Source organism: Alloalcanivorax gelatiniphagus (assembly GCF_005938655.1).
Lineage (GTDB): Bacteria > Pseudomonadota > Gammaproteobacteria > Pseudomonadales > Alcanivoracaceae > Alloalcanivorax > Alloalcanivorax gelatiniphagus.
Genome location: NZ_VCQT01000022.1, coordinates 93,747 through 106,328, shown reverse-complemented (window position 1 = coordinate 106,328; position 12,582 = coordinate 93,747). Strand labels below are relative to the sequence as shown.

Genomic DNA, 12,582 nt, shown 5'->3' with positions numbered 1-12,582 from the left:
GGTGGGGGCGCCAACCGGGGGTTTTCTAGGTCTTCGGCAGGCGGCCCCAACGGGCGCGCCTGGCCGGGTACGGTCAGGCGCGCGAGCGGCTAAACCAATACCCGAAGAAGAAGACGACGGCGCACGACAACGCGCCCCGGGCCGAAGGCCGGGTGCCGGGAAGCTGGCGTTGTGACGTGATACCGTGCATGAAATTCTCCTGATAATGGGCCGAGCTTACTAAGGAATCGCCGCCATGTACACCCTGATCAAGCACCTGCACATCAGCCTGGCGGCCGCCAGCATCACCCTGTTCGTTACCCGCGCCTGGTGGTCGGTGCGTGATACGTCCCGGTTGCGCCGGCGCTGGGTGCGGGTGCTGCCCCATGTGATCGACACCGGGTTGCTGGCCTGTGGCGTGACGCTGATGGTGATGCTGCGCGCCTGGCCCCAACACACCCCGTGGCTGGCGGCCAAGCTGGTGGCGCTGCTGGTTTATATCGGCCTGGGCGCGGTGGTCATCAAGGGCGGCCGCTCGGCCACCCTTAACCCGACAACCCGCGCCACCTTCGCGGTGCTGGCCGTGGCGGTGTTCGCCTACATGGTGGGCGTGGCGGTGCGTCACCACCCGGCCTCCTGGCTCGCCTAGCCCACCCCGTAGGAGCGGCTTCAGCCGCGATAGCCCGGAATGGCGGTTATCCCGCCAGACCTTTATCGCGGCTGAAGCCGCTCCTACAGGGGCCGATGCAGGGCCGATGCAGGGCCGATGCAGGGCCGATGCAGGGCCGATGCAGGGGCCGATGCAGGGGCCGACACAGGGTCCGACGCAGGGCCCTACCCAGGGGCCGATACAGGGGCCGATACAGGGCCCCGATACGGGCGTCAGGGGGCCAGGGTCAGCTTCTCCGGGAGGCGTTCCGCCTGGCGGCGGTCGTGGGTGACCATGATCAGCACCCGCTCCGCCAGTTCGCTTTGCAGGGTTTCGAACAGGGCGTCGGCGGTGGCCGGCTCCAGGCCGGTGAACGGCTCGTCGAGCAGCACCACCGGGCTGTCGCGCAGCAGCACCCGGGCCAGGGACAGGCGCCGGCCCTGGCCGCCGGACAGGTGCAGGCCCTCGGTGCCGATCCACAGGTCCAGGCCGCCGCGCTGGTGTACCAGGTCCGCCAGCCGGGCCTGTTCCAGGGCGTGCCATAGGGCGTCGTCGTTGGCCTCCGGCCGGGCCAGCCGCAGGTTATCGCGCAGGGTGCCGGTGAACAGCTGCTGGCGCTGCAACAGCAGGCTGAAGCAGGCGCGCCAGGCGTCGCCGTCGGCCTGGGCCTGGGCCACGCCGCCAAAGCGGATCTCGCCGCCGCTGGGCCGCTGCAGGCCCATCAGGCAGTGCAGCAGGGTGCTCTTGCCGGCGCCGCTGGGGCCGACGATGGCCAGCGGCCGGCCGGCGCGCACTTCCAGGTCCAGGCTCTCGAACAGGGGCGGCTGGTCCGGCCAGGCGAAGCTCAGGCCCCGGGCGGTGAGCAGGCCGTCCGGCGCCGGGATCTGGTCGCCCTCGGCGGCGGCCCGGGGCAGCGGCGCTTCGGTGAGGGCGGCCAGCCGCGCCACCGTGGAGCGGGTGTCCGACCAGCCCTGCCAGGCCGGGGCCAGGGGCAGGGTGACCTCGGCGGCGGCCAGCACCATCAGCATCACCGCCAGGGCCAGGGGCGCGTCCACCACGCCGTCCCGCACCGGGCCGATCAACAGCAGCAGCATGGCCACCGCCAACCATTGCATCAGGCTCTGGATCAGGGTCTGGGTGAGGGCCTGGCGCCAGGCCAGCCGGTGCTCCACATCGGCCAGTGCCACCAGGCGCTCGCGCCACCGGGCCAGCAACTCCGGGCGCAGGCCGTAGGCGAGCACATCCGGCAGACCGTTGAGGGCCTGCACCAGATCGCCGCGCAGCCGCTCCCGATCCATGGCCCGCTGCCGCAGCGGTGCGTCCGAGGCCCGCGCCAGGCGGATCAGCAGGGCGGCCATCAGGATAAAGCCGATCAGCAGGGCCAGCGCCGCCACCGGCCCGGCCATCACATAACCCGCCACCAGCAACACCAGGCCGGTGCCGGCGGCCACCAGGGTCGGCTGGGCCTGGCCCAGCCAGGCGTTTTCCAGGCGCTCCACGTCGCCCAGCAGGCGCTCCAGCAGGTGGCCGGTGCTCAGGTGTGACAGCGGCCCGGGCACACGGGGCAGGATGGCGCTGAACAGCCGGGTGCGCAGGCGCTGCATCACATGGAAGGTGGCGTCGTGGCTGACCAGCCGCTCGAAATAGCGGGACACGGTGCGGCCCACCGCCAGGGCGCGGATGCCGGCGCTGGGCGCCAGCAGATTGAAGGAGATGGCGCCGATGCCGCCGGCGGCCAGGCCGGCCAGGGCGGCGGCGCTGATAAACCAGCCGGACAGGCCGAGCAGCGCCATCGCCGCCAGGGCGGTGGTCAGAGCCAGCAGCCAGGCGTTGCGCAGGCGCCGGCCCTGGCCCTTGAACTGCTGGCGCAGCCAGTGACGCGCTGAAATTTGTGGGTCAGTCATGGCTCACGCCCCCCAACCAGATACTGTGATCACCCAGCGCCGCCAGGGCCGGGGAATGGGTGGCGATCACCAGGGTGCGGTGGCCCTTGCGGGCGGCCAGGGTGGCGACGATGCGCGCTTCCAGATCCTCGTCCAGCTCGGCGGTGGGCTCGTCCAGCAGCAGCAGGGGCGCCGGGCTGAGCAACGCCCGGGCCAGGGCCAGCCGCCGGCCCTGGCCACCGGAGAGGCCGCCGCCGTTTTCGTCCAGCGGCGTGGCCAGGCCAGCGGGTAGGGCGCCCAGGCCGCAGTCTTCCAACACCCGCTCCAGGTCGGCGTCGTCCGCGTCCGGGGCCACCAGGCGCAGGTTGTCCGCCACCGTGCCGTGCACGAACCAGGGGTGCTGGCCGGCCCAGGCCAGCCGGCCGTCGGCCCGGGCCAGTTGCGGCGCCGGTTGACCGTCATGGAGTACCCGGCCGCCGTTCGCCGGCAGCAGGCCGGCGATCACCTTGAGCAGGGTGCTCTTGCCGGTGCCGCTGTCGCCGCGCAGCACCAGGCATTGGCCGGCGGCCACGCTGGTATCCAGGTTCTCGAACAGCGGCTCGCCGTCGCCGTGGCCGAAACCCACGCCCTCCAGCGTCAGCGCGTTGGGACGATTCGCGGTAGGAGCGGCCGGGCCGGGATCGGTATCGGGGTCGGCTGGGTCGGCCAGCAGCGGCGCCAGCACCTGGGCGGCGGACTGGGCGGCGGCGCGGTCGTGGTAGCCGGCGGCCAGCTGACGCAGCGGTTGGTAGAACTCCGGGGCCAGCAGCAACAGCCACAGGCCGGTGCCGAAATCCAGCTTCGGGCCGGGGCCGAAGGCCACCAGGTCGAGCAGGTGCAGGCCCACGTACAGCGCCACCAGGGCCACCGACAGGGCGGCGAACAGTTCCAGCACCGCCGAGGTGAGAAAGGCGATGCGCAGCACCTTCATGGTGCGGCGCCGGTATTCGCCGTTGGCGATGTCCACCCCGTCCCGTTCCGCCTGCTCGCGGGCGAAGGCGCGCAGGGTGAGCACGCCGCGCAGCCGGTCCAGGAAGTAACCGCCGAGAAATCGCAGGCTCTCCAGCTGGCGGTCGGCGGCGCGCTGGGCGCCGGTGCCCACCAGCATCATGAACACCGGAATCAGCGGCGCGGTGCACAGAAAGATCAGGCCCACCACCCAGTCCACCGCGAAGGCGGCCACCAGAAACAGCACCGTGGCCAGGCTCGCCACCCGCCGTTGCACGGCGAAGCCGGCATGGTAGCGGCCCACCGCCTCGGCCTGCTCCAGCAGGGCGGTGCTGGCCTCCCCCGGGGTCATGGTGCCGCCGGCGCCGCGCAGCAGGGCGGCGGCCACCCGCTCGCGCACCGCCAGGCTGATGTCGGCGGCGGCGCCACTGCTGAAGCGGGCCCGGGCGGCGCCGGCCAGGGCGCGTACCGCCAGGGTCAGCAGCAACAGCAGAGCCGGGGTCCAGAGACGCCCCTGGCCGGCCAGCAGGTTGGCGGCCAGCCAGGCCAGCAGGGCGGCCTGGAGGATCGCCAGCGGCGCGTCCGCCAGGGCGGTGAGCAGCAGCCGCTTGAGCATGGACGGCGCGTGGCGGCGCTGCTCCGCCAGCCAGGCGGCCGGGTCGGCTTGATGTGGATCAATGGACATGGAGGTAGTCGGTTCCACTTCGGTCAACGTAACGTGAAGGTGCTCGGCTGTGGTGCTACTCTTACCATGGTGCCAGGAGCGCCATCCGGGATGGCGCCCAATGGTAGACGTGATCCGCCGGGCTTTCACCCGCGCCATCCTGATCTCGCTCAAGGTAATGCCATTTGCTTGCGTGTAGTCTCGCGCGTGCTGTACCTCGAACGGGAAGGGCAAGGAGGTCCTTTCGCCAATGGCGGACAGGTTCTTCGCGGGTCCGCCGGTTTGTAGTCAGGGGAGAACATCAATGATCGACGCCACGCTGGTCGAATTGTCGCGGCTGCAGTTCGCCATGACGGCCATGTACCACTTCCTCTTCGTGCCTTTGACACTGGGCCTGTCGTTCATGCTGGCCATCATGGAGAGCGTCTATGTGATGACCGGACGCACCATTTGGCGGGACATGACCAAGTTCTGGGGCCTGCTGTTCGGCATCAACTTCGCCATGGGCGTCGCCACCGGTATCGTCATGGAGTTCCAGTTCGGTACCAACTGGGCGTTCTACAGCCACTACGTGGGCGACATCTTCGGTGCCCCCCTGGCCATCGAGGGCCTGATGGCCTTCTTCCTGGAAGCGACCCTGGTGGGGTTGTTCTTCTTCGGCTGGGACAAGCTCAGCAAGGTCAAGCATCTGGCGGTGACCTGGCTGGTGGCGCTGGGCTCCAATCTGTCGGCGCTGTGGATTCTGGTGGCCAACGGCTGGATGCAGAACCCGGTGGGTTCGGAGTTCAACCCGGACACCATGCGCATGGAAGTGGTGGACTTCGCCGCCGTGATCTTCAACCCGGTGGCCCAGGCCAAGTTCGTGCACACGGTGGCCGCCGGGTACGTCACCGGTGCCGTGTTCGTGCTGGCGATCAGCGCCTGGTACCTGCTGCGCCACCGCCACGAAGCGCTGGCCAAGCGCTCCTTCACGGTGGCCGCGTCCTTCGGTCTGGCGGCGGCCCTGTCCGTGGTGGTGCTCGGTGACGAGTCCGGTTACACCATCACCGACAACCAGAAAATGAAGCTGGCGATGATCGAGGGCATGTGGGAGACCGAGGAGGCACCGGCACCGTTCGCCCTGTTCGGTATCCCCGACCGGGAAGCCCAGGAGACCCACTACGAGCTGAAGATTCCCTGGGTGATGGGCCTGATCGCCACCCGCAGCATCGACCAGGAAATCCCCGGCATCCGCGAATTGCTGGCGCTTTCGGAGCTGCACATCCGCGACGGTTTGCTGGCCTATGATGCGCTGGAAACCCTCAAGGTGGATGAGAGCAACGCGGCGGCCCGGCAGACCTTCCTGGAGAACCAGGAATACATGGGCTACGCGCTGATGCTGAAGAAATACGTGGAAGACCCGCGCACCGCCAGCGACGAGCAGATCGCCATGGCCACCCGGGACGCGCTGCCCAATGTGTTCGCCCTGTTCTGGTCGTTCCGCTTCATGGTGGTGATCGGCTTCTACATGATCGCCCTGTTCGGCCTGGCGTTCTACATGGTGTCCCTGCGCCGGCGGGTGCCGCGCTGGTTCCTGCGCGTGGCCTTCCTGACCCTGCCGTTGCCCTGGGTGGCCGCGGAGCTGGGCTGGCTGGTGGCGGAGTACGGCCGGCAGCCCTGGGTGATCGAAGGGGTGTTGCCCACCTTCCTGGGTGTCAGCAGCCTGACGGTGACCGATCTGCTGATCACGGTGGCCGGCTTCCTGGTGATCTACACCACCCTGGCGGTGATCGAGGTCAAGCTGATGCTCAAATACATCCGCAAGGGCCCCGAGGAAGAGGAGAGCGCGGACAATCCGGCCCGGCTCGACGAGCGCTTTTCACCGGCCTTCAATCGGCCGCAGGAATAAGGAGACAACACCATGCTGTTCGACTATGAAGTATTGCGGTTGATCTGGTGGGCTCTGCTCGGCGTGCTGCTGGTGGCGTTCGCGGTGACCGACGGGTTCGATATGGGCGTGGCCGCGCTGCTGCCGGCGGTGGCCCGCGGCGACGGCCAGCGCCGTCAGGTAATCAATACGGTGGGCCCGGTCTGGGAAGGCAACCAGGTGTGGTTCGTGCTCGGTGGCGGCGCCATCTTCGCCGCCTGGCCGGCGCTCTACGCGGTCAGCTTCTCCGGCTTCTACCTGGCCATGTTCCTGATTCTGGTGGCGCTGATCATCCGCCCGGTGGCGTTCAAATTCCGCTCCAAGCGGGACGAGCCGGCCTGGCGCGCCCGCTGGGACGCGGCCCTGTGCTTCAGCGGCGTGGTGCCGGCGCTGATCTTCGGGGTCGCCGTGGGCAACGTGCTGCAGGGTGTGCCGTTCCACTTCGACAGTGATCTGCGGCCGTTCTACACCGGTTCCTTCTTTGCCCTGCTTAACCCGTTCGCGCTGCTGTGCGGGCTGGTGTCGCTGGCCATGCTGGTGCTGCACGGCGCCACCTGGCTGCAGATCAAGGCGGATGGCGAGCCCGCGGAACGGGCCCGGCGCATCGGCCTGGTCGCCGCCGCCCTGGTGATCGTGCTGTTCGCCATCGGTGGCTTCTGGGTCAGCCATATGGACGGCTACCGGGTGGTGGGCGCCATGGACCCCATGGGCCCCAGCAACCCGCTGCGCAAGGAAGTGGTCACCGAAGCCGGTGTATGGCTGGCCAACTACGGCGCCCAGCCGCTGCTGTGGCTGGTGCCGCTGCTGGGCTTTGGCGGCGCCGCCCTGGCCATGCTCGGCCTGTTCACCCGCATCGGGGCGCTCAGCTTCCTGGGCTCCAAGCTGTCGGTGGCGGCCATCATCACCACCGTGGGCGTGTCCATGTTCCCGATGATTCTGCCCAGCAGCTCCGATCCGGGCCACAGCCTGATGGTGTGGGACGCGTCCTCCAGCCACTACACCCTGGGCATCATGCTGATCGCCACCGTGATCCTGCTGCCCATCGTGCTGCTCTACACCGCCTGGGTGTACAAGGTGCTGTGGGGCAAAGTGAGCGAAAGCGACGTCAACAAAGACATGTACTGAGGAGAATCGACAATGTGGTATTTCGCCTGGATTCTCGGTGTCGGTCTGGCTTGTACCTTCGCCATTCTCAACGCCATGTGGTTTGAGCTGAACGAAGTGACTGAACAGGCCGAGCAGGCCAAGCAGCAAGGGCAGGAGGACTGATCCTCCGGCCCGTCCCTCCGACCGATCAGGCGCCGGGTTCCGGCGCCTGATTTCCTTCCCGCAGCCGTAACGGCTCCACCAGCCCGGCGGCGATCGCCATCCCCACCAGATCCGGCAGCCGCTCGGCGCCCATCCGCTTCATTACCCTTGAACGGTACAGATCCACGGTCTTCACGCTGACCTCTAACTGAGCCGCGATTTCCCGGTTGGTGTAGCCCTTTACCAGGGGCAGCAGCACGTCCCGCTCGCGGGGAGTGAGCCGGGCCAGAAGTTCGTCCACCGCCCGGCGCCCGGCATCGCGGCCCTGGGCCTGGCGTTCCCGGTCCAGCGCCTGCTGCACGCTGTCCAGCAGCAGTTGCTCGTTGTACGGCTTCTCGATGAAATCCACGGCGCCGGCTTTGAAGGCGCGCACCACGATGGGCACGTCGGCGTGGCCGCTGACGAAGATGATCGGGTGCGCCAGGCCCCGTTCTTTCATGGCCTGCTGGACCTGCAGGCCGCCCATGGCGGGCATGCGCACATCCAGCAGCACACAGGCATGTTGCTCCGCTGTGCAGGCGTCCAGGAAGTCGGCGCCGTTGGTGAACGGCCGCGCCGTCAGCCCCACGGATTCCAGCAGCCAGACCGTGGATTCCAGCATTCCGGCGTCATCATCGACCACGTACACGATCTGTTCGGCGGCGCTCATCGATTCTCCTCATGGCGGGCCAGCGGCAGCCGGCAGTACATTTCCAACCCTTGCTCATGGTGCCGGGCGCTCAGCTCGCCGCCCAGGCTTTCCACCACCGAGCGGCTGATCGGCAGGCCCAGGCCAAGGCCGTCGGGCTTGCTGGTATAGAACGGGGTGAACAGGCGCTCCAGGGTGTCCGGGTCGGCGCCTGGGCCCTGGTCGATCACCCGGATCACCAGGGCCTGATCCTCGCGGGCGGTGGCCACGGTGACCTCGGAGGCGCCGTCGCCGTGCCGTTCCCGGTTGGCGTCCAGGGCGTTGCGCAGCAGGTTCACCAGCACCTGTTCCAGCAGAATGCGGTCCGCCTGCAGCGGCGGTGGCGCCGGCATCAACTGTTCCCGCAGGGTAGTGCGCTGGGCGCGGGCTTCCCAGGCGCACAGCCGGATCGCCTGGCGTGCCACCGCATTGATGTCCAGCGGTTCCAGGCGGCGCTGGCCCTTGCGCAGGAAGGCCCGCAGGCGGCGGATCACCTCCGAGGCGTGGTGGGCGTGTTCGCCGACCCGCTCCAGGCTGCGGGCCACTTTGTCCAGGTCGCCGTCATTGCCGTGACCGGCGCGGAACGCGCTCAGGTGGCGCTGGCCGGCGGCGGCGTAATTGCTGATCGCCGCCAGCGGCTGGTTGATCTCATGGGCAATGCCGGAGGCCAGCTCACCCATGGCCACCAGGCGGCTGCTGCGCGCCAGCTCATCCTGGTGGCGGCGCTGCTGCGCTTCCATCACCTCGGCCAGGCGTCGCCGGTTTTGCTCCGCGCGTACCCGGGCGGTGATGTCGCGGCTGACGCTGACCACCTCCACCACGGCGCCGGTGTAGGTTTCGCGGATCGCGTGGCTGGCGGTCTCGAACCACAGATAATGACCGTCCCGGTGGCGGATGCGATAGGTCATGGTGTGGTAGCCCTTTTCCTCCAGAGCTTCGGCGGCCTCGCGGCGGCGGCGCTCCCGATCCTGCTCGTGAAACAGCTCCAGGACGGCGCGCCCGCGCAGTTGTTCCGGCCAGTAGCCGAGCAACCCCCAAGACGCCGGTGACGCGTCCAGGAACACGCCGTTCGGCCGGTGGCGGGAAATCAGGTCGGTGGTGTTCTCGGTGATCAGCCGGTACAGGCGGCGAGCCCGGTAGGCGGCTTTCTCGTTGTCGAGCTGCTCGGTGGCGTCACGGCCCCGGGCCAGCACCCGGTCGCCGGGCAGCGGGATAAAGGTCCACAGCAGGCGCCGCTCGCCCAGCCGTGCCTCCACCTCGGTGATGGCCCGCTGTTGCGACAGGCAGGCGGCGGTGAGGGCCGGGTGGTTGGCGGGCAGGGCGTCGCCGGCATCGGCGTTTTGGTCGCGCAGCAGGGCGCCCAGGGCCGCATTGGCGTCCAGGGGCTGGCCGCCGGCATCCAGCACCAGGGCTGGTTGCGGGTCCTGGTCGAGCAGGGCGAAAGCGGGCTCCGTGGTCATCCCGGGTCACCCAAAATGGAATCTAGTAATAATACTATAAGACTCTAGTTTAATTTCCATATCGATTCTTTTTCGACTATAAAGTTGCCCCGGCGTTACGGGCTAAACCCGTAACTCTACCCGAATAATACCGCGAACAACCACGGGACCATCGTTATGTCCATCTATGAGCAGGGCCTGGCGCCCACCGAGGTCAACCACGTTCCTCTGACCCCCCTTAGCTTTATCGAGCGCACCGCCTCGGTGTATCCGGACTACCCGGCGGTGATCCATGGTGATATCCGCCGTACCTGGCGTGAGACCTATCAGCGCTGCCGCCGGCTGGCCTCGGCGCTGGCCGGGCGCGGCATTCGCAAGGGCGACACCGTGGCGGTAATGCTGCCGAACATCCCGGCGATGCTGGAAGCCCACTTCGGCGTGCCGATGATCGGCGCCGTGCTGAACACCCTGAATGTGCGCCTGGACGCGGATGCCATTGCCTACATGCTGGAGCACGGCGAGGCCAAGGTGCTGATCGCCGACCGGGAATTCCACCCCGTGATCAGCGAAGCCCTGGCGCGGCTGGACACGCCGCCCCTGGTGATCGACGTGGACGACCCGGAATACGACGAAGGCGAACCGGTCAGTGATCTGGATTACGAAGCCTTTCTCGCCGAGGGTGACCCGGAGTTCGATTGGCACTGGCCGGACAACGAGTGGAACGCCATTTCCCTCAACTATACCTCCGGTACCACCGGCGACCCGAAGGGCGTGGTCTACCACCATCGCGGCGCCTATCTGAATTCCATGGGCAACCAGACCACCTGGTCCATGGGGCTGCACCCGGTGTATCTGTGGACGCTGCCGATGTTCCACTGCAACGGCTGGTGTTACCCCTGGACCGTCACCGCCCAGGCCGGTGTCCACGTGTGTCTGCGGCGGGTGGACCCGCAGCGCATCCTGACCCTGATCCGGCAGCATCGTGTTTCCCACCTGTGCGGTGCGCCGGTGGTGCTTAACGCCCTGATCAATATGCCCGAGGAAGCCAAGGCCGCCATCGAGCATCCGGTGGATGCGATGACCGCCGGCGCCGCGCCGCCGGCCAAGGTGATCGGCGCGGTGGAGGAAATGGGGTTGCGCGTCACCCATGTGTACGGCCTTACCGAGGTGTACGGCCCGGTGACGGTGTGTGCCTGGCACGGTCACTGGGATGAGCTGCCCCTGGAAGAGCGCGCAGCCATCAAGTCCCGCCAGGGGGTGCGCTATCCGACCCTGGAAGGGGTGATGGTGGCCGACCCGGAGACCCTGGAACCGGTGCCCCGGGACGGCGAGACCATGGGTGAAATCTTCATGCGCGGCAATACTGTCATGAAGGGCTACCTGAAGAACGAGACGGCCACCCGGGAGTCGTTCCAGGGCGGCTGGTTCCACACCGGAGATCTGGCGGTCTGGCATGCGGACGGCTACGTGGAGATCAAGGACCGCCTCAAGGACATCATCATTTCCGGTGGCGAGAACATCTCCACCATCGAGCTGGAGAACGTGCTGTACCGCCACGGCGATGTCATGGAAGCAGCGGTGGTGGCCCGCCCGGACGAAAAATGGGGCGAGACGCCCTGCGCCTTCATCACCCTCAAGGCCGGCCGTGAAGCGCTCTCCGAACAGGATGTGATCGGTTTCTGCCGGGAACACCTGGCCGGCTTCAAGGTGCCCAAAACCGTGGTGTTCGGCGAGCTGCCGAAGACCTCCACCGGCAAGATTCAGAAGTACGTGCTGCGCGACCGGGCCCGCGCCCTGTAACGCCCGCCGCCGCCCCGGCATGGACCTATCCTCGCCGGGGTGGTCGCTTGGCGGGCGGTTAGCGCCTAAAATGACCGCCTTTCGCTGAATCCTGTTGTCGTTTATCTAGGGAGAATCGCATGCAAGACGTGGTCATTGTCGCCGCTACCCGTACCGCCATCGGCCGTTTTCAGGGCGGTCTGGCGGACCAGCCCGCCACCCGACTGGGCGAGATCGTGGTACGCCGCCTGCTGGCCGACACCGGCGTGGACCCGGCCACCGTCAGCGAGGTGATTCTCGGTCAGGTGCTCACCGCCGGCGCCGGCCAGAACACCGCCCGCCAGACCAGCATCCAGGCCGGTCTGCCCCAGGAAGTACCGGCCCTGACCATCAACAAGGTGTGCGGCTCCGGCCTCAAGGCGGTGCACCTGGGCAGCCAGGCGATCCGCTGCGGCGAAGCGGACGTGGTGATCGCCGGCGGCCAGGAAAACATGAGCCTGGCCCCCTATGTGCTGCCCAAGGCGCGCACCGGGCTGCGCATGGGCCACGCCAGCCTGGTGGATTCGATGATCCAGGACGGCCTGTGGGATGCCTTCAACGATTATCACATGGGCATCACCGCCGAGAACCTGGCGGAGAAGTACGGCCTGACCCGCGACCAGCAGGATGAATTCGCCGCCGCTTCCCACCGCAAGGCCGCCGACGCCATCGAGTCCGGCCGCTTCAAGAATGAGATCACCCCGGTGGAAGTGCCGCAGCGCAAGGGCGAGCCGAAAATCGTCGACACCGACGAGCAGCCCCGCGCCGACACCACCGCCGATTCCCTGGGCGGCCTGCGCCCGGCCTTCAAGAAGGACGGCACGGTCACCGCCGGCAACGCCTCCGCGCTCAACGACGGCGCCGCCGTGGTGATGCTGATGAGCGAAGCCCGCGCCAACCAACTGGGCCTGCCGATCCTGGCGCGCCTGGCCGGCCAGGCCAGCGCCGGCGTGGACCCGGCGATCATGGGCATCGGCCCGGTGTCCGCCACCCGCCGTTGCCTGGAACGGGCCGGCTGGAGCCTGGACCAGGTGGACCTGATCGAGGCCAACGAAGCCTTCGCCGCCCAATCCCTGGCCGTTGGCAAGGAACTGGGGTGGGACCAGAGCAAGGTTAATGTGAACGGCGGCGCCATCGCCCTGGGCCACCCCATCGGCGCCTCCGGCTGCCGGGTGCTGGTGACCCTGCTCCACGAAATGCAGCGCCGTGATGTGAAAAAAGGCCTGGCCACCCTGTGTATCGGCGGCGGTCAGGGCGTGGCACTGGCGGTGGAACGCTGATC

General features: G+C 68.1%; 10 protein-coding genes. 6 read left to right on the top strand and 4 right to left on the bottom strand.

Annotated elements, in window-relative coordinates; translation table 11 throughout:
- The first annotated feature begins 235 nt into the window (after positions 1-235).
- Positions 236-628, top strand: a complete 393-nt coding sequence (locus FGS76_RS06025; protein WP_138771725.1) for a SirB2 family protein — start codon at positions 236-238, stop codon at positions 626-628.
- A 233-nt stretch (positions 629-861) separates the two neighbouring features.
- Here the strand turns inward: FGS76_RS06025 and cydC are convergent, their stop codons facing one another.
- Both cydC and cydD read right to left on the bottom strand, forming a co-directional pair.
- Positions 862-2,532, bottom strand: coding sequence for a thiol reductant ABC exporter subunit CydC (gene cydC, locus FGS76_RS06020; protein ID WP_138771724.1), 1,671 nt, complete (start codon positions 2,530-2,532; stop codon positions 862-864).
- Positions 2,525-4,183 carry a thiol reductant ABC exporter subunit CydD gene (gene cydD, locus FGS76_RS06015; RefSeq protein WP_138771723.1) on the bottom strand — a complete coding sequence of 553 codons (1,659 nt, stop codon included), beginning with the start codon at positions 4,181-4,183 and terminating at the stop codon, positions 2,525-2,527. The genes cydC and cydD overlap by 8 nt, the downstream gene beginning before the upstream one ends.
- Positions 4,184-4,466: 283 nt before the next feature.
- On the opposite strand from cydD, the gene FGS76_RS06010 reads away from it, so the two are divergent.
- From FGS76_RS06010 to cydX, 3 genes are read left to right on the top strand one after another with little or no spacing between them, the layout of a single operon-like run.
- Positions 4,467-6,050 (top strand): cytochrome ubiquinol oxidase subunit I, encoded by a 1,584-nt coding sequence (locus FGS76_RS06010; RefSeq protein WP_205717195.1) that lies wholly within the window; start codon positions 4,467-4,469, stop codon positions 6,048-6,050.
- 12 nt (positions 6,051-6,062) lie between these two features.
- Entirely contained in the window at positions 6,063-7,193 is a 1,131-nt protein-coding gene (gene cydB / locus FGS76_RS06005) for a cytochrome d ubiquinol oxidase subunit II (protein ID WP_138771722.1), read from the top strand.
- Between the two features lie 12 nt (positions 7,194-7,205).
- Positions 7,206-7,337 (top strand): cytochrome bd-I oxidase subunit CydX, encoded by a 132-nt coding sequence (cydX, locus tag FGS76_RS06000; RefSeq protein WP_138771721.1) that lies wholly within the window; start codon positions 7,206-7,208, stop codon positions 7,335-7,337.
- Positions 7,338-7,362: 25 nt separating this feature from the next.
- On the opposite strand, the gene FGS76_RS05995 is transcribed toward cydX, so the two are convergent.
- Both FGS76_RS05995 and FGS76_RS05990 read right to left on the bottom strand, forming a co-directional pair.
- Positions 7,363-8,025, bottom strand: coding sequence for a response regulator transcription factor (locus FGS76_RS05995; RefSeq protein ID WP_138771720.1), 663 nt, complete (start codon positions 8,023-8,025; stop codon positions 7,363-7,365).
- The gene (locus FGS76_RS05990; RefSeq protein ID WP_138771719.1) at positions 8,022-9,503 is read right to left on the bottom strand and encodes a PAS domain-containing sensor histidine kinase; all 1,482 of its coding nucleotides are present in this window, start codon (positions 9,501-9,503) and stop codon (positions 8,022-8,024) included. The genes FGS76_RS05995 and FGS76_RS05990 overlap by 4 nt, the downstream gene beginning before the upstream one ends.
- A gap of 156 nt (positions 9,504-9,659) precedes the next feature.
- Between FGS76_RS05990 and FGS76_RS05985 the strand changes: the two genes are divergently transcribed.
- Positions 9,660-11,282: an acyl-CoA synthetase gene (locus FGS76_RS05985; protein ID WP_138771718.1), complete on the top strand. Its 1,623-nt coding sequence runs from the start codon at positions 9,660-9,662 to the stop codon at positions 11,280-11,282.
- 119 nt (positions 11,283-11,401) lie between these two features.
- A complete protein-coding gene (locus FGS76_RS05980) occupies positions 11,402-12,580 on the top strand; it encodes an acetyl-CoA C-acetyltransferase (RefSeq protein WP_138771717.1) in 1,179 nt (392 codons plus the stop codon).
- Positions 12,581-12,582: the final 2 nt, after the last annotated feature.